This window comes from Chromobacterium violaceum ATCC 12472 (genome assembly GCF_000007705.1).
GTDB lineage: Bacteria > Pseudomonadota > Gammaproteobacteria > Burkholderiales > Chromobacteriaceae > Chromobacterium > Chromobacterium violaceum.
In genome coordinates this window covers 1,318,070-1,334,487 of record NC_005085.1, presented here as the reverse complement: position 1 = coordinate 1,334,487, position 16,418 = coordinate 1,318,070, and the positions used below count along the sequence as shown (strand labels likewise).

The 16,418-nt window shown below is 67.0% G+C and carries 17 protein-coding genes; 6 read left to right on the top strand and 11 right to left on the bottom strand.

Annotated elements, in window-relative coordinates:
• Window positions 1–85 precede the first annotated feature (85 nt).
• The 3 genes from CV_RS06145 to CV_RS06140 all read left to right on the top strand — a co-directional run bounded on the left by CV_RS06145 (window position 86) and on the right by CV_RS06140 (window position 2,555).
• Window positions 86–1,981, top strand: coding sequence for a M14 family metallopeptidase (locus tag CV_RS06145; protein ID WP_011134823.1), 1,896 nt, complete (start codon window positions 86–88; stop codon window positions 1,979–1,981).
• A 66-nt stretch (window positions 1,982–2,047) separates the two neighbouring features.
• Entirely contained in the window at window positions 2,048–2,215 is a 168-nt protein-coding gene (locus CV_RS23775; RefSeq protein WP_155416938.1) for a hypothetical protein, read from the top strand.
• 22 nt (window positions 2,216–2,237) lie between these two features.
• A complete protein-coding gene (locus CV_RS06140; protein ID WP_011134821.1) occupies window positions 2,238–2,555 on the top strand; it encodes a DUF190 domain-containing protein in 318 nt (105 codons plus the stop codon).
• A gap of 89 nt (window positions 2,556–2,644) precedes the next feature.
• On the opposite strand, the gene CV_RS06135 is transcribed toward CV_RS06140, so the two are convergent.
• Together CV_RS06135 and CV_RS06130 are read right to left on the bottom strand one after the other, a co-directional pair.
• The gene (locus CV_RS06135) at window positions 2,645–2,854 is read right to left on the bottom strand and encodes a heavy-metal-associated domain-containing protein (protein ID WP_011134820.1); all 210 of its coding nucleotides are present in this window, start codon (window positions 2,852–2,854) and stop codon (window positions 2,645–2,647) included.
• Window positions 2,855–2,890: 36 nt separating this feature from the next.
• Window positions 2,891–5,236: a heavy metal translocating P-type ATPase gene (locus tag CV_RS06130; protein ID WP_011134819.1), complete on the bottom strand. Its 2,346-nt coding sequence runs from the start codon at window positions 5,234–5,236 to the stop codon at window positions 2,891–2,893.
• 127 nt (window positions 5,237–5,363) lie between these two features.
• Here CV_RS06130 and pncA point away from each other — a divergent pair, with 127 nt between their 5' ends.
• Window positions 5,364–5,996 carry a bifunctional nicotinamidase/pyrazinamidase gene (gene pncA, locus CV_RS06125; protein WP_011134818.1) on the top strand — a complete coding sequence of 211 codons (633 nt, stop codon included), beginning with the start codon at window positions 5,364–5,366 and terminating at the stop codon, window positions 5,994–5,996.
• 57 nt (window positions 5,997–6,053) lie between these two features.
• Here pncA and corA read toward each other — a convergent pair whose 3' ends face one another.
• The 9 genes from corA to CV_RS06080 form a co-directional block, all read right to left on the bottom strand.
• Window positions 6,054–7,118 (bottom strand): magnesium/cobalt transporter CorA, encoded by a 1,065-nt coding sequence (gene corA, locus CV_RS06120; RefSeq protein WP_043595634.1) that lies wholly within the window; start codon window positions 7,116–7,118, stop codon window positions 6,054–6,056.
• Between the two features lie 7 nt (window positions 7,119–7,125).
• Entirely contained in the window at window positions 7,126–8,619 is a 1,494-nt protein-coding gene (gene ppx, locus CV_RS06115; RefSeq protein WP_011134816.1) for an exopolyphosphatase, read from the bottom strand.
• A 141-nt stretch (window positions 8,620–8,760) separates the two neighbouring features.
• Window positions 8,761–9,465: a phosphate signaling complex protein PhoU gene (gene phoU / locus CV_RS06110; protein ID WP_011134815.1), complete on the bottom strand. Its 705-nt coding sequence runs from the start codon at window positions 9,463–9,465 to the stop codon at window positions 8,761–8,763.
• 116 nt (window positions 9,466–9,581) lie between these two features.
• The gene (gene rpiA, locus CV_RS06105; protein WP_011134814.1) at window positions 9,582–10,241 is read right to left on the bottom strand and encodes a ribose-5-phosphate isomerase RpiA; all 660 of its coding nucleotides are present in this window, start codon (window positions 10,239–10,241) and stop codon (window positions 9,582–9,584) included.
• Between the two features lie 172 nt (window positions 10,242–10,413).
• The gene (ispF, locus tag CV_RS06100) at window positions 10,414–10,890 is read right to left on the bottom strand and encodes a 2-C-methyl-D-erythritol 2,4-cyclodiphosphate synthase (protein WP_011134813.1); all 477 of its coding nucleotides are present in this window, start codon (window positions 10,888–10,890) and stop codon (window positions 10,414–10,416) included.
• A gap of 17 nt (window positions 10,891–10,907) precedes the next feature.
• Window positions 10,908–11,594 carry a 2-C-methyl-D-erythritol 4-phosphate cytidylyltransferase gene (ispD, locus tag CV_RS06095; RefSeq protein WP_043595631.1) on the bottom strand — a complete coding sequence of 229 codons (687 nt, stop codon included), beginning with the start codon at window positions 11,592–11,594 and terminating at the stop codon, window positions 10,908–10,910.
• Window positions 11,595–11,598: 4 nt separating this feature from the next.
• Complete coding sequence (dnaQ, locus tag CV_RS06090) at window positions 11,599–12,318, bottom strand: DNA polymerase III subunit epsilon (protein WP_011134811.1); 720 nt, start codon at window positions 12,316–12,318, stop codon at window positions 11,599–11,601.
• A 52-nt stretch (window positions 12,319–12,370) separates the two neighbouring features.
• The gene (gene rnhA, locus CV_RS06085) at window positions 12,371–12,814 is read right to left on the bottom strand and encodes a ribonuclease HI (RefSeq protein ID WP_011134810.1); all 444 of its coding nucleotides are present in this window, start codon (window positions 12,812–12,814) and stop codon (window positions 12,371–12,373) included.
• A 10-nt stretch (window positions 12,815–12,824) separates the two neighbouring features.
• Entirely contained in the window at window positions 12,825–13,589 is a 765-nt protein-coding gene (locus tag CV_RS06080) for a class I SAM-dependent methyltransferase (RefSeq protein WP_011134809.1), read from the bottom strand.
• Between the two features lie 13 nt (window positions 13,590–13,602).
• On the opposite strand from CV_RS06080, the gene gloB reads away from it, so the two are divergent.
• A complete protein-coding gene (gene gloB, locus CV_RS06075; RefSeq protein WP_225548035.1) occupies window positions 13,603–14,370 on the top strand; it encodes a hydroxyacylglutathione hydrolase in 768 nt (255 codons plus the stop codon).
• A gap of 199 nt (window positions 14,371–14,569) precedes the next feature.
• The gene (locus CV_RS06070) at window positions 14,570–16,402 is read left to right on the top strand and encodes a lytic transglycosylase (RefSeq protein ID WP_227590073.1); all 1,833 of its coding nucleotides are present in this window, start codon (window positions 14,570–14,572) and stop codon (window positions 16,400–16,402) included.
• Window positions 16,403–16,418: the final 16 nt, after the last annotated feature.

Sequence of the window (16,418 nt, the reverse complement as noted above, 5' to 3'; positions counted from 1 at the left end):
CAGCCATCAAGCAGGATGGATCAGGCGATCCGAAACCCGCGGCACAAGGCGTAAGCTGGCGCGATTCCAACTCCCGGAGCCTTCCATGAGCCGCCTCCTCCCTTCGCTGACTTTCCTCGCCGCCGCGCTGGCCAGCCTGCCGGCCGCCGCCGCACCGGCCGCGCCGGACTATGTCGATCCCGGCCAGTTCCTCAAGGCCGCCGGCCAGCGCGTGCTGCCCCCCGACATTCCCTGGCACGGCAAAAGCCAGCAGTTCGCCGCCGCCAAAGACGATCCGTGGGCCACGCCGCTGGAAGCCTCGGGCTTCGCCCACACGCCGCCCTACCCGGAAACGCTGGCCTATCTGCAAAAGCTGGCGGCAGCGAAGCCTGACTTGATCCAGTTGACCGAGCTGCAGGAGAAAACCGGCGAGGGCCGGCCGTTCATGATGGCGGTGGCGTCCAGCAGCGCCGACAAGTCCGCGGCCGGACTCAAGGCTTCCGGCAAGCCGACGATCTACATCGAAGCCGGCATCCACCCGGGCGAAGCCAACGGCAAGGACGCCGGCCTGATGCTGCTGCGCGACCTCACCGTCGGCGGCGCGCAACGCGCCTTGCTGGACAAGGTGAACATCCTGTTCGTTCCCACCGTCAACATCGACGGCGACGTGCGCTACGGCAAATACGGCCGCATCAACCAGAACGGTCCCGACGAGACCGGCTGGCGCGTCAACAGCCGCAACCTCAACCTGAACCGCGACTTCGCCAAGCTGGACAGCCCGGAAATCCGCAACGTGGCGCGGGTGCTGGGCCAATACCAGCCGGACTTCTTCATCGACACCCACAGCACCGACGGCGTCAATTACCAGTACGACGTCACCTACTGCAACAACGGCCAGGGCTGGTCGCCGGCCTCCAGCCGCTGGATGGACCAGGTGATGACGCCCTATGTCTACCGCCAGCTGCGCGCCTACGGCCATGAGCCCAATGTCTGCATCTCGATGAACGACAACGAGGACATCGGCAAGGGCTACTACCCCTATTACAGCGATCTGGCGCGCTTCTCCAACCAGTACGCCGACGTGCGCGGCATTCCCGCCATCCTGGTGGAGCTGCACGCGCTCAAGCCGTACAGACAGCAGGTGCTGGGCAATTACGCGCTGTACAAGGCCATCCTGGAAAGCGTGGCCGCCAATAAGGACAGCTTGCGCGCCGCCATCGCCGCAGACCGCGCGGCGCGGCCCAAGAACGTGACGCTGACCTGGAAGGCAGCCGACGGCCAGCCGCAGATGGTGGACTTCAAGGGCGTCAAGTTCGAGAAAACGCAATCGCCGATCACCGGCGACAAGATCGTGCGCTGGAGCAACCAGCCGCAGCACTACCAGATCCCGATCACGCCGCAGTCCGAGCCCGATCTGGTCGTCGCGCGGCCCAAGGCCTACGTGGTGCCGGCGCAATGGCGGGAAGTGATAGAGCGGCTGAAGGTGCACGGTATCGCCATGACCACGCTGGACAAGCCGACCGCGCTGGACGTCACCGCCTACCGGCTGGACGAGGTCAAGCTGGGCACGCCGTTCGAGCCCGACCGCGAATCCGCCGACAAGATTCCCGGTTACGAAGGCCGGCTGCTGATCAGCGGCAAGCCGGTGGCGATGCCGCGCAAGGTCACTTATCCGGCCGGCTCGGCGGTGATCGATCCCGATCAGCCTTTGGGCGCGCTGGCCATGGTGCTGCTGGAGCCGTCGAGTCCGGACTCCTTCCTGAGCTGGGGCTTCTTCAACGCCAACCTGACCTCGGCCGAAGCGCCCGAAGCCTACGTGATGGAGCCGATGGCGCGGCGGATGCTGGCGGAAAGCCCCGAACTTCGCAAAGCCTTCGCCGACAAGCTCAAGGCCGACCCCAAGTTCGCCAAGGACCGCAACGCCCGGCTCAACTGGTTCTACGAGCGCACGCCGTTCGCCGACAGCAACCGCTACCTCTACCCGGTGGGCATCATCCGCTGACGGCGTCCCGGCCGCGCCTTGGCGACGGCCGGGCCTACAATGCAAGTATGAGGCTCGGAGCCCGGCATGCGCATCAGGATGCTGGCCGCAGCCGCCGGCATCGGCCATTGCGGCCTGAGCGCCGGCTCAGGCCGCGGGCGGGACGCGCTGATGGCTTGCGGCGCGCTTGCTCGGCCGGCGCCTGCCGGGCTGGACGTCTGCCGGCGGAAAGAAGGTACACTGATCCAACTGTGATCCGGATATCTGGAGACGAGCGATGCAAGGCTACCAACTGTCTTTCTTCACCCAGCAGGGACACCGCCATCACGGCGTGCCGCTGGCGGAATGGATCCTGCAGGAAGCCCACAGGCTGGGCATAGGCGGCGCGACGCTGTTCGCCGCCAGCGAAGGCTTCGGCGGCGACCGCCGCATCCACGCCGCCCGCTTCTTCGAGCTGGCCGATCAGCCGGAAGAAGTGACGATGGCGCTCAGCGCGCAAGAGGCCGAGCTGCTGCTGGACCGGCTGCGCGGCGAGGGCGTCAAGGTGTTCTACGTGAAGACGCCGGTGGAATACGGCATGCTGGGAGAGAAGTGAGGCCGTCCCTGGCCGAGAGCCGACGGCAATGACAAAGACCGCCTCCGCCCGGCAGGGCTGCGAGACGGTCCGGACCTGGCTGCGGAAAGTCAGAATGTCACGTCGAAGCCGGCATCCGCGACGGCCGCCGCCAACTCCTCCGGCGACACGGTTTCAGCGTCGTAGGCCACGCGCGCCTGCTTGTCTTCCAGGCTCACCTGGGCATCGCTGACGCCGGCCATGCCGTTCAGCAATCCGGTCACGCTCTTCACGCAGCCGCCGCAAGTCATGCCGTCTATGTTCAAAATCAGTTCTGCCATGTTCATCTCCATCGTGGTAAGGATTGATTGCAAGCCTCAGCGCCAGCGGCGCAGCAGCAAAGAGTTGGACACCACCGACACCGAGCTCGCCGCCATCGCCGCGCCGGCGATCACCGGGTTCAGCATGCCGACGGCCGCCAGCGGGATGCCCAGCACGTTGTAAACAAAGGCGAAGGCCAGATTCTGGCGGATCTTGGCCAGGCTGGCGCGCGACAGGCGGATGGCATCCACCGCGTGCGCCAGGTCGCCGTGCATCAGCGTGATGTCGGCGGCGGCGATGGCCACATCGGAACCGGCGCCCATCGCCAGGCTGACATCGGCCGCGGCCAGCGCCGGCGCGTCGTTGACGCCGTCGCCCAGCATCGCCACCTTGCCGCCCTGCCGCTGCCAGTATTTGACCACATCGGCCTTGTCCTGCGGCTTCATGCCGGCGCGCCATTCGTCTATGCCGGCCTCGGCGGCGATGCTGCGCGCGGTGCTTTCGTGGTCACCGGTCAGCATCACCACCTTGACGCCCAGCCCCCGCAGCGCTTTCACCGCGCCCTTTGAACTGTCCCGCAGCGGATCGGCCAGCGCCAGCAGGCCCAGCGGCTGGCCGTCCAGGCTGACCGCCACCACCGTGCATCCTTCCTGCGGCCAGGCGGCCGCCTCGGCCGGCAGCTCCAGGCCTATCCAGGACGGCACGCCCACCTTGACCGTGCCCGCGCCCGGCAGCGCGGCCTCGACGCCGTTGCCGACGTCGGCGCGGAAGCGCTCGCAGGCCAGCAAGGGCAGTTCCCGTTCTTTCGCCCGCTGCAGCAAGGCGTGGGCCAGCGGATGCTCGGAGCCGGCTTCGGCGCTGGCGGCCAGCCGGATCAAGCGATTTTCGTCGCCGTCCAGCGCCAGCGCGTGGCGCAGCGTCGGCCGGCCCTCGGTCAGCGTGCCGGTCTTGTCCACCAGCAGCACGTCCACCTTGCCGGCCTGCTCCAGCGCGGCGGCGTTGCGGAACAGGACACCGCGGCGCGCGCCATTGCCCACGCCCACCATCACCGCGGTCGGCGTGGCCAGGCCCAGCGCGCACGGGCAGGCGATCACCAGCACCGCCACCGCGTGGATCAGCGCCTGCGCCCAGTCGCCGTTCAGCCAGCCGGTCAGCAGGAAAGTCAGCAGCGCCACCGCGCTGACCGCCGGCACAAATACCGCCGAGATGCGGTCCGCCAAGCGCTGGATCGGCGCCTTGCTGCCCTGGGCCGCCGCCACCATGCGCACGATCTCAGCCAACTGGGTGTCGCCGCCGACGCCGGTGGCGCGCACCTTGAGCATGCCGTCCTGGTTGCGGGTGGCGGCGTAGACCTTGTCGCCGGCCTGCTTGGCCACCGGCCGGCTCTCGCCGGTCAGCATGCTCTCGTCCAGCCAAGCCTGGCCGTCCACCACCTCGCCGTCCACCGGCAGGCTGTCGCCGTGGCGCACCACCACCACGTCGCCGCGCTGCAGCTTGTCCACCGCCACCTCGACCAGCTCGCCATCGCGCTCGACGCGGGCGGTCCTGGGCGCCAGCTTCACCAGCGCGGCGATCGCCGCCGAGGTCTTGCCCTTGGCCCTCGCCTCCAGCAGCTTGCCCAGCAACACCAGCGTGATCACCGCCGCGCTGGCCTCGAAATACACGTGCTGGTCTTCCAGACCCAGCAAGGTGACCGCCGCCGACAGCAGCCAGGCCATGCTGGTGCCCAGCGCCACCAGCACGTCCATATTGGCGACGCCGCCCCGCAGCGCCTGCCAGGCGCCGCGGTAAAAGCGCCAGCCGACGACGAACTGCACCGGCGTCGCCAGCGCCAGCTGCCACATCCTGGGCAGCCAGCCATGGTGGCCGCCGGCGAACATCGCCGCCATTTCGATCAGGAAAGGCAGCGTCAGCAGCGCCGACGCGGCGAACCACGCCAGCTCGCGGCGATAGCGCGCCGCGGCTTCGGCCTCGCCGCCGCCATCCTCGCGCAGCGAGGGCTCGAAACCGGCCTTGCGCACCGCGTCCAACACCCGGTCGCGGTCCATCAATCCGGGCAGGAAGTCCACCCGCGCCGACTCGGCGGCGAAATTGACGCTGGCCTCCACGCCGGGCAAGCGGCCCAGCGCCTTCTCCAGCCGCGCCGCGCAGGCGGCGCAGCTCATGCCGCCGATGCCCAGCTCAAGCGTCTGGCGCGGCACCTCGAAACCGCAGCGGACGATGGCGTCCACCAGTTGCTGCGGCTTGGTCTGATCCGGGTCGTAGCGCAGCTGGGCGCTTTCATTGGCGAAGCTGACCGCCGCCTCCACGCCGTCCATGCGGTTCAACTGCTTCTCGATGCGGGCCGCGCAGGCGGCGCAGCTCATGCCGGAAACCGGCAGCGTCAACAGGGCTTGTGTCATCGCATCCTCCTGCCTTCTTTATACCCCCACGGGGTATTAAACGCAAGCATGGAAAGCCCCGCGCCCCCTTTACCGGCAGTCCCGCCCGTGTTAACAAGATGGGAGACGACAACAACTAGGTAGTCCCATGCCCCTGAAACGTTATGGTGCCGACTGCGCATTGCTGGTGGTGGATGTGCAGAACAGTTTCTGTCCCGGCGGCGAACTGGCCGTGCCGGGCGGAGACGAGGTGGCGCCCTTGATCAACCACCTGTCGCTGCTGTTCGAAAACGTGGTGCTGACCCAGGACTGGCACCCGGCGGGCCATATATCGTTCGCCTCTAGCCATCCCGGCATGCAGCCCTTCCAGAGCGTGGATCTGCCCTACGGCCCGCAGACGCTGTGGCCGGACCATTGCGTCGCCGGCAGCCATGGCGCGGACTTCCACCCGGAACTGGAAACCCAGCATGCCCGGCTGATCGTGCGCAAAGGCATCCACGCCAAGGTGGACAGCTATTCCGCCTTCGTCGAGGCAGACCGCGCTGCCAGCACCGGCCTGGCCGGCTACCTGCGCGAGCTGGGCGTGAAAAAGGTGTGGCTGGCCGGCCTCGCCACCGACTTCTGCGTCGCCTGGAGCGCCATCGACGCCTGCGCCGCCGGCTTCGAAACCTTCGTGGTGGAGGATGCCTGCCGCGCGATAGACATCGACGGCTCGCTGGCAGACGCCTGGATGAAGATGCGCCAGGCCGGCGTCAAGCGGCTGCGATCCGACGAGGTGTGAAGCCGAAATAAAAACGGGGAGAATCGCTCTCCCCGTTTTCCCGTCCCGGCCGCGGGATCAGATCCAGCGCCGCTTCCAGAACCACCAACCCATGCCGGCGGAAATGCCGCCCATCGCCAGCAGCACGATGTAGTAGCCGTAGTGCCACTTCAGCTCCGGCATGTTCTCGAAATTCATGCCGTAGATGCCGGCGATCAGCGTCAGCGGCATGAAGATCATCGTGATCACGGTCAGCACCCGCATCTGCAGGTTGAGCCGGTGCGATTGGGTGGACAGGTAGAGGTCCATCATGTCGCCGACCATCTCGCGGTTCATCTCCAGCGACTCCAGCACGTGGACCACGTGGTCGTAAGCGTCGCGCAGGTAAACGCGGGTATCGTCGCCAAAGCGCTCGTCATCTCCACGGTTCAGCGACAGCAGCGCCTCGCGCAGCGGCAGCAGCGCCCGCCTGAGCTTCAGGCAATCGCGCTTCAGCCGCTGGATTTGCCGCAGCACGCCGTTGTCGCGGCCGGCCAGCAACTGGCCGTCTGCGCGCTCCACCTTGTCGTTGAACTGGCCGAGCACGCCGAAGTAGTCGTCGATGATGGCGTCCAGCAGCGAATAGGCCAGGTAGTCGGCGCCGCGCCGCCGCAACGCGCCGCGCCCCTTGCGCAGCCGCTCCCGCACCTGCTCGAACACGCCGGTGGGCTTTTCCTGGAAGGTGAGCACGAAGCCGTCGCCCAGCACCAGGTACATCTGGTCGGACTGCAGCCGCGCGCCCTGCTGGTAATCGAACACGCGGCAGGCCAGGAACAGGTAGTCGTCGTAATCTTCCAGCTTGGGCCGCTGGCGGGCGTTGAGGATGTCCTCCTGCACCAGCGGGTGCAGGCCGAAGCGTTCGCCTATCGCCTGGATGGCGGCGGCGTCGCTCAGGCCGTAGACATTGAGCCACATCACCTCGCCGCGCAGGCGGTAGGCGGCCAGGTCGGCGATCGGGAAGTCGGCCACCTCCGCCATGTCCTCCGGCCCGAAGTCGAACAGCGACAGCGCGGTGCCGGCGTGCTTGGCATCGCCCACCGACAGCAGCGTTCCCGCCTGCTCCCCCAGCGTCGGCAGCCTTTCCTTCAATTCCGGATGGCGCATCGGCAGCCTATTTCTGCACGATGTCGAGCTGGAAGCCGACATTCTTCCACTGGTTCACTTCCTGGCGGAAGCTGCTGGCGGACAGCGGATTGGCCTCCAGCCAGTCGCCGCTCAGCGACAGCGTGAAGCCGCGGGCGTGCTGCCGCAGGTCCAGTTCGTCCGGCAGGACGACGTTGATCCGGCTGCGGTAGAACAGCACGGCCAGCCGCAGCGCCACCACCGCCTGCCACAGCGCCGGCTGGCTGATGTACTGCGCCATCTTGCCCATGTCGCCGCGGTGGCCCAGCACGATGGCGGACAGCGTGGCTTGCTCGCGCTTGGAGAAGCCGGGCATGTCGGCGTTCTGCAGGATGTAGGCGGAATGCTTGTGATAGGCGGTGTGGGCGATGGTCAGGCCGATCTCGTGCAGCTTGGCCGCCCAGGACAGGCGCTTCAGCATGTCCTGGTCGACGTCTTCGCCGGCCAGCATCCGGTACAGGCGTTCGGCCAGCAGGTTGACGCGCTCGGCCTGCTGGGTATCGGCGTGGTAGCGGCGCTTGAACAGCGCCACCGTGCTGTCGCGCATGTCCTTCTCGCGCTGGCGGCCCAGCAGGTCGTAGAGCACGCCGTCGCGCAGCGCGCCCTCGGTGACGATCATCTTCTCGATTTCCAGCTCTTCGAACACCGCGATCATGATGGCGAGGCCGCCGGCCAGCACCGGCGCGCGGTCGGCCTTGAGGCCGTTGACCTTGATCGAGTCGATATTGCCTTGCTTGATCAGCACTTCGCGCAGCTGCTCCATGCCCGCCAGCGTGATGTCCGCCCGGCTCCAGTCGTTGATCTCCAGCACGTCGCGCAGCGAGCGCGCGGTGCCGGAAGTGCCGACGGCGAGCTGCCACTCGCTGGGACGGTACTCGTGGCGGATGCGCTGGATCTCGTTGCGGGCCGCCATGGTGGCGTCGCGGAAGTTGCCGCGGGTCAGCTTGCCCTCCGGGAAGAAGCGCAGCGTGTAGCTGACGCAGCCGAGCGGCAGGCTCTCGGTGACCAGCGCCTTGTAATGGCTGCCGATGATGAATTCGGTGGAGCCGCCGCCGATATCCACCACCATCCGGCGCTCCTTGGTGTCCGGCAGCGAGTGGGCGGCGCCCAGGTAGATCAGCCGCGCCTCTTCGCGGCCGGCGATCACCTCGATCGGGAAGCCCAGCCTCTCCTCGGCCTCGGCGATGAAGGCCGGCGCGTTCTTCGCCACGCGCAGGGTATTGGTGCCGACCACCCGCACCTGGGCCGGCACGAAGCCGCGCAGCCGCTCGCCGAAGCGGGCCAGGCAGGCCAGCGCGCGCGCTTGGGTGTCGTCATCCAGGTGTTTGTCGGCGGTGAGGCCGGCGCCCAGGCGCACGGTCTCCTTCATCACGTCCAGGGCGTACAGCTGGTCATCCACCACGCGGGACACTTGCAGCCGGAAGCTGTTGGAACCCAGGTCTATAGTGGCCAGCACGGTGTGCGGGGGCGTGGCGTGTGTCAAGGACACCCCTTTTCTTGTTCGGTTGCGCCCGCGGGGCCGCCTCGGGGCGAACATCGCCCGGCGCGCCCGGCAAGCAAAATGGCGGTAACCGCGAGATGTTACCGCCATTTTGCACTCAGCGTCATGTCCGGACCGCGCCGCTCAGCGTCCCATGGTTTCCCGCTTGATGTCTTCCAGCGTGGTGTGGCGGATGTCCTTGCCCTTGACCAGGTAGACCACGTATTCGGAGATGTTCTTCGAGTGGTCGCCGATGCGTTCTATCGCCTTGGAGATGAACAGCGTGTCGATGGACATGCTGATGGTGCGCGGGTCTTCCATCATGAAGGTGATCAGCTGGCGCAGCTCGGACGCGAAATTCTCGTCCAGGCGCTGATCCTCCTCGGCCAGCTCCAGCGCGGCGCTGGTGTCCAGCCGGGCGAAGGCGTCCAGCGCGCGGCGCAGCATCGCCAGCGCCACGTCGGCCATCTTCTCGATCTCGCGGAAACGCGGCATCTGGAAGCGCTCCGACTGGTGGATGGTCTTGCCCATGCGCGCGATCTTGGCCGCCTCGTCGCCGATGCGCTCCAGGTCGGTGATGATCTTGATCACGGTGAAGACGATGCGCAGGTCGCTGGCCGCCGGCTGGCGGCGGGCGATGATGTGCAGGCAGTCGTCGTCGATGCCGACTTCCATCGCGTTGACCAGCGCGTCCTCGGCCATCACCTTGTCCAGGCGCGGCACGTCGCCGGCCATCAGGGCGTCGATGGCGGACAGGATCTGTTGCTCCACCAGCCCGCCCATCTGCAGCACGCGGGTACGGATGGTTTCCAGCTCCAGGTCGAACTGCTTGGAAATGTGTTCTGCCATGATTAGCCTCGGGTCAAGCAGGAAAGGGGGAATTGTAAGACAGTCAGATGACAGCTCCGTGACATGCCATCTTCGGCAGCCGGCCGCCACCCGGCGGCCGGATCGGTTTCATCCGCTCAGCGCAGCACTTCCACGCCGTCCTGCTTGCCCAGCAGCAGCACGTCGGCGCGGCGGCGGGCGAACAGGCCGCAGGTGACGACGCCGGCGATGTGGTTGATGGTTTCCTCCAGCTCCACCGGCTTCATGATCTGCAGGCCGTGCACGTCCAGAATCACGTTGCCGTTGTCGGTGGTCACGCCCTGGCGCAGCTCCGGGTGGCCGCCCAGCTTCACCAGCTCGCGCGCGACGTAGCTGCGCGCCATCGGGATCACCTCGATCGGCAGCGGGAAGGCGCCCAGCATGGTCACGTACTTCTTCTCGTCGGCGATGCAGATGAACTCGTCGGCGACGCCGGCGACGATCTTCTCGCGCGTCAGCGCCGCGCCGCCGCCCTTGATCATGTGCAGGTGGTGGTTGATCTCGTCGGCGCCGTCGATGTAGACCGACAGTTTCTCCACTTCGTTCAGATCGAACACCTGGATATGATGGGCCTTCAGGCGGGCGGTGGAAGCCTCCGAGCTGGACACAGCGCCCTTGATGCGACCCTTGATGCCGGCCAGTTCCTCGATGAACAGGTTGACGGTGCTGCCGGTGCCCACGCCGATGATGGCGTCTTCCGGCACGAATTCCAGCGCCTTCTTGGCGACGGCGAGTTTCAGTTGATCCTGGGTCAGCATGATGAGGCCTCCTGGTTGGTGTTGTGCCGCCCATGCCCGGCATGAGCGAGGATGCGCGATTATCCCACAAGCGGACTTGGCCGGCATGATGCCTGGCCGCTTGTTCTAAGGTCTTTCAACGCCGCCGCTCGAACCGCGGGCGCGGGCGGCGGCATCGGCGGCAGGCAATGCTCTAGGCCTGGGCCAGCAGGCAGACGGCCTGGGCCTCTATCGCCTCGCAGCGTCCCAGGTACCCCAGCTTCTCGTTGGTCTTGCCCTTGACGTTGACCGCCCCGACATCCAGCCCCAGGTCGGCGGCGATGTTGGCGCGCATCGCGTCGATGTGAGGCGCCAGCTTGGGCCGCTGCGCGATCAGCGTGCTGTCGACGTTGACCGGACGCCAGCCGGCGGCGCGCACCCGCGCGGCCGCCTCGCGCAGCAGCGCGCGGCTGTCCGCCCCCTTGAACTCGGCGGCGGTGTCCGGGAAATGGCGGCCGATGTCGCCCAGCGCCGCCGCGCCCAACAGCGCGTCGGTGATCGCGTGCAGCAGCGCGTCGGCGTCGGAATGGCCGAGCAGGCCCTTGTCGTGCGGAATGTCCACCCCGCCCAGGATCAGCGGCCGGCCTTCCACCAGCTGGTGCACGTCGTAGCCTTGTCCGATGCGAAACATGTTCTTCCTTGCCTGATTCAGTATTCGTCGCGCGCGGCCAGGATGGCCCGGGCCAGCGCCAGATCGCGCGGATAGGTGATCTTGAAGTTCTGCGCGTCGCCCTCCACCAGCAGCGGTTTCACGCCCAGCCGCTCGACGGCGGACGCCTCGTCGGTGATGTCCTCGGCCGCCGCGCTGGACAACGCCCTGGCCAGCAGGCCGGCGCGGAACATCTGCGGCGTCTGCGCCAGCCACAGGCCGTTGCGCGGCACGGTGGCCGCGACGTGGCCGTCGATGTCGGCGCGCTTGACGGTGTCCGGCACCGGCAGCGCCAGCAAGCCGCCGACCGCGTGGCCGGACAGCGCGGCGATCAGGCGCTCGACGGCGGCCACCGACAGGCAGCAGCGAGCGGCGTCGTGGACCAGCACCCAGTCGTCGTCGGCGCAGGCCAGCGCGGCCAAGCCGCTCGCCACGCTCTGGGCGCGGCTGGCGCCGCCGACGCGATGGACCGACAGCTTGGGCAAGTCCCATGCGAAATCGTCGAACCACTCGTCCTGCGGCGAAATCACCACCGCCACTTCGTCCACATCGGGCACCGCCGCCACCGTGGCCAGCGTGTGCCACATCAGCGGCTTGCCATTCAATTGCAGATACTGCTTGGGGCTGGGCGCGCCGAAACGGCTGCCGGAGCCGGCCGCCGGCACCAGCGCGATCATTCTGGCCATCGCCTCAGCCCTCCGCCTGCGCCGGCGACGCCAGCCCGCGCCAGACGCAGATGCCCTTGACCGCCTTGTCCAGCACGTCAAGATAGGCTTGGTGCTCGGCCTCTTCGGCCTCGCTGGCGGCCAGCACCTTCAGCGGCTTGCGCTCGAACTGGATGGCCCCGGCGTCGCCGCCCGGCAGCTCCACCTCGATGTCCATCGCCAGGCTTTCCTGCCCGCGCGTCATCCATAGATACACTTCGGACAGCAGCTCGCAGTCCACCAGCGCGCCGTGCAGCGTCCGGTTGGAACGGTCGATCTCGAAGCGGTCGCACAAGGCGTCCAGGCTGTTGCGCTTGCCGGGGAACATGTCGCGCGCCTCGGCCAGCGTGTCGATCACGCTGGCGCACAGCTTGCCCACCGGCTCGATGCCGGCCTTGGCGAACTCGGCGTTGAGGAAGCCGACGTCGAAGGGCGCGTTGTGAATGATCAGCTCGGCGTCGCGCAGGAAGTCCGCGATCTCGTGCGCCACCTTGGCGAACACAGGCTTGCCCGCCAGAAACTCCAGCGAAATGCCGTGCACGCGCTGGGCCTCCGGGTCGATCTCGCGTTCCGGATGTATATAAAGATGCAGGTGTTTGCCGGTCAGCTTGCGGCCGACCATCTCCAGGCCGGCGAATTCAATGATGCGGTGGCCTTGCTGCGGATCGAGACCGGTGGTTTCGGTATCGAGAATAATCTGTCTCATGCTGCGTCCTGCCCGCGGCGCCGTATCGACGGCGCCGCGGCGTGTCTACTGTTCAGACCGACTCCACGCCCTTGTTGGCGAGCTGGTCGGCCCTCTCGTTGAATTCATGGCCGGCATGGCCCTTGACCCAGCGCCATTCCACGTCCAGATGTCGGTTGCGCTCGGCGTCCAGCTGCTGCCACAAATCGGCGTTCTTGACCGGCTCCTTGGCCGCGGTTTTCCAGCCGCGCGCCTTCCAGCCGTGTATCCATTCGGAAATGCCCTTCTGCACGTACTGGGAGTCGGTGTAGACCACCACCTTGCACGGCCGGTTCAACGCGGCCAGCGCCCGGATCACGGCCATGATCTCCATGCGGTTGTTGGTGGTGCCCCGCTCGCCGCCGAACAACTCCTTCTCCTTGCCCTTGTAGCGCATCAGCGCGCCCCAGCCCCCGGGCCCCGGGTTGCCCTTGCAGGCGCCGTCGGTATAGATCTCGACTCTGTCTTCTGTCGTCATGCTGTCTCGTTCATTGGCAGGACGATGCGCCGTCCCGCTCGGTGGTTTCCGGCCGCTTGTGCGTGTGCTGGCGCTCATTGCCCGCCACCACGCCCAGCGCGCCCTTTTTCTTGCCCTGCTGCTTCCAGTTGGGCGTGATCAGCCGCATGCCGCGCTGCCGCTTGACCGCTTCTATGCCGTACACCCCGCCCGCCAGCGGCCACCAGCGCTCGCCGGCGTCTTCCATGAAGCCGCAGCGGCCCAGCCAGTCCTGGCGGGAAAACGGCGGCGCGTACGCCATGAAGGCGCTGTCGTCCAGCTCCAGCTCCAGCAGCGCCAGCCAGTCCTTGATCCGCAGCTGGGTGAAGAAGCTGCCGTTCCACGGCGCCGACTCCTTGCCCTGGATCAGCCGGCGCACGCCCCACAGCGACAAGGGATTGAAGCCGGTCAGGATCAGGCGCCCTTCCGGCATCAGCACGCGGTCCGCTTCGCGCAATACCTGGTGCGGCTGAGTGGTAAAATCCAGCACATGAGGCATCACCAGCAAATCCAGGCTGCGGGTCTCGAACGGCAGGAAAGCGGGATCGCAGCGCACGTCGACCTCGCCGGACTCGGCCACCCGGCACTGCCAGGGGATGCGGTTGCCGCGCAGGCAATCCATCTCCGGCAACCCGACCTGCACCGCGTGGTAGCCGAAGGCATCGGCCACCGCGCGCTCGAAATACGCCTGCTCGCGTTCAAGCAGGTAGCGTCCGAGCTCGGTGCCGGTCAGCCAGGCGCCAAACGAATTTTTCATGGGGGAAAGCCTTATGGCAGCCATGTTTAGCATCGCCCCGGTTGGGGCATTCACTGACAATTATATCTGGGTTTTGCGCGAGGGCGCGCGCGCCGTCGCCGTCGACCCGGGCGAAGCCGCGCCGCTGCTGCGCCATCTGGAGCAGGAACAGCTGCGGCTGGAAGCCGTTCTGATCACCCACCATCACGCCGACCACTGCGGCGGACTGGCGGATGTGCTGCGCGCCTGGCCGGGCATCCCGGTCTACGGCCCGGCCGGCCTTCCCGGCGTCAGCCATCCGGTGATGGAAGGCGATGCCGTCTCTCTGAGCATGGGACGGGCCGAAGTGCTGGAAGTGCCCGGCCATACGCTGGACCATCTTGCATACCTGCTGGAAGACGCGCTGTTTTGCGGGGACACCCTGTTCGCGGCCGGCTGCGGCAGGCTATTCGAGGGGACGCCGGGACAGATGCTGGCCTCGCTGAAAAAGCTGGCCGGATTGCCGCCCAACACCAAGGTTTACCCGGCCCACGAATACACGCTGTCGAATCTGCGCTTCGCGCTGGCTGCCGATCAGCATAATCCGATACTCGCGATGCGCCACAGCCGCGACAGCGCGCTGCGGGATCGCGGACTGCCGACGCTGCCCAGCACCATCGCGCTGGAAACCGCCAGCAACCCCTTCTTGCGCAGCGGCGAGCCGGCGCTGCGCGAAGCGCTGCGGCGGCGCGGCGGGCAGCCCGGCGACAGCGAGGAAACCTGCTTCGCGCTGCTGAGGGAATGGAAGAACGATTTCCGTTGAAAGGCATGCCGGATACGTAAGTTTTCGCAGTCCGCCCGCCAGGCCCTTCACTTGCTCGTGAAATGAGCTATAAGCAATGAAAGCGCATGAAATGATTTGGCTTTTTCGATTGACACCCCCCTGGCGCATGTTTAGCATCAGCCGGAATCAGAATTACGGGCCCGTCTGAATGAAACGCTTCACTCCATTGGCACTTGCCGTGTCGCTCGCATTGCCGTTCGCATCGTCGGTCCTGGCCGGCGCCGCGCCGTCTTCCGGCGTGGACGAGGCGATGGCCGCCGGCCTCGACATGATGCTGCTGAACTCCAGCCTGCTGCGCAACGGCGACGACGTCTGGAAGCGCGCCCGCGAAGGCTTTCAGCTGGACGAGGTCAACGCCGACACGGTCCGTCGCCAGGAGCGCTTTTACGCCAGCCGGCCCGAATATTTCAAACGCACGCTGGACCGCAGCCGCAAATACCTGTTCCACATCATGAACGAAGTGGAGCGGCGCGGCATGCCGACCGAGATCGCGCTGTTGCCGATGGTGGAAAGCGCCTTCGTCCCCACCGCCAACTCCCGCGTCGGCGCCGCCGGCCTGTGGCAGTTCATGCCGGCCACCGGCCGCCATTACGGGCTGGAGCAAACCTGGTGGTACGACGGCCGCCGCGACGTCACGGACGCCACCCGCGCCGCGCTGGATTATCTGCAGAACCTGTACGCCCAGTTCGGCGACTGGAACCTGGCGCTGGCCGCGTACAACTGGGGCGAGGGCAACCTGGCCCGCGCGATCGCCAAGGCCCAGGCCAGCGGCATCGAACCCACTTATGAAAACATCCGCCTGCCGAACGAGACCCGCAACTACGTGCCCAAGCTGCTGGCGGTGCGCAACATCCTGCTGAATCCGGAAAAGTTCGGCGTCCACCTCGACAAATTCCCCAACAAGCCCTACTTCGTCGCCGTCTCCACCGGCAAGCACATGAACATCGACATCGCCGCCAAGCTGGCTGGCATCTCGGTGGCGGAATTCAAGGAATTGAATCCGGCGTTCAATCTGCCGGTATTCGCCTACAAGGCCGGCCGCCAGATGCTGCTGCCGGCGTCCAAGGTCGACAAGTTTCAGGCCAATCTGGACAAGTGGAGCAAACCGCTGCTGACTTGGGAAGTTTACATGCCCAAGAGCGACGAGAGCGTCGGAGCCGTCGCCGGCGACCACGGCATGAGCGCGGGCCAGCTGCTCGCGGCCAACCGCATCAGCGGCGGCACGCTGAAGGCCGGCCAGCCGGTGCTGGTGGCGATGAACAAGCCGCTGAACGACGGACAATCTTTCGAATCGGTCGACACCCCGATAGGCGACGCCCCGGCCAACGCCGGCGCGACGATGATCGCGCAAGCCGAACCCGCGCCGATATCCGCGCCCGCGGCCCAGCCGGCCATGACGCAGCTGGCGCTGGCCGCAACCGCGCAGACGACCGCTCCGGCGCAAAACAATGCCGCGACCGCCTCTCCGGCCGCCATAGTCGCCTCCGCGCAGCCCCAGGTCGCGCCGCAGCCCGCCGCAGACGCAGGCCTCGCCGCCAGGCAAGCCGTGCTGCTGGCCAGTTCGGCAAGCAGCGCCGAAGACAATGCGGCCGCCAGATCCCTTGCCACCCGCGATCTCGGCAGCTACACCGTCGCCAGCGGCGACACGCTGTACAGCATCGCCCGCCGCAGCAACCTCAGCATCGACGACCTGAGAACGCTGAACCAGCTGGACGGCAATCTGGTCCAGGTGGGCCAGAAGCTGAAGCTGAAGGCCGACGGCGCGGCCGACAACCTCGTCGCCAGCAACGGCGGCGATGGCGCCGATCCCGCGCTGGTCAAGGTATCCGAGACCCGCCCGGCAGCCAGCCACGCCCGCCGCAGCAAAGAATACGTGGTCCAGCGCGGCGACACCCTGTTCAGCATCGCCCGCCGTTTCGGCGTCACCCACAACGATATCCAGCGCATCAACGGCAGCCGGCACCCCAGCCACCTGCAACCAGGCCAAAAGGTCAAGATCGTCGGCCTGTAAGCGCAGACTCCCGCAT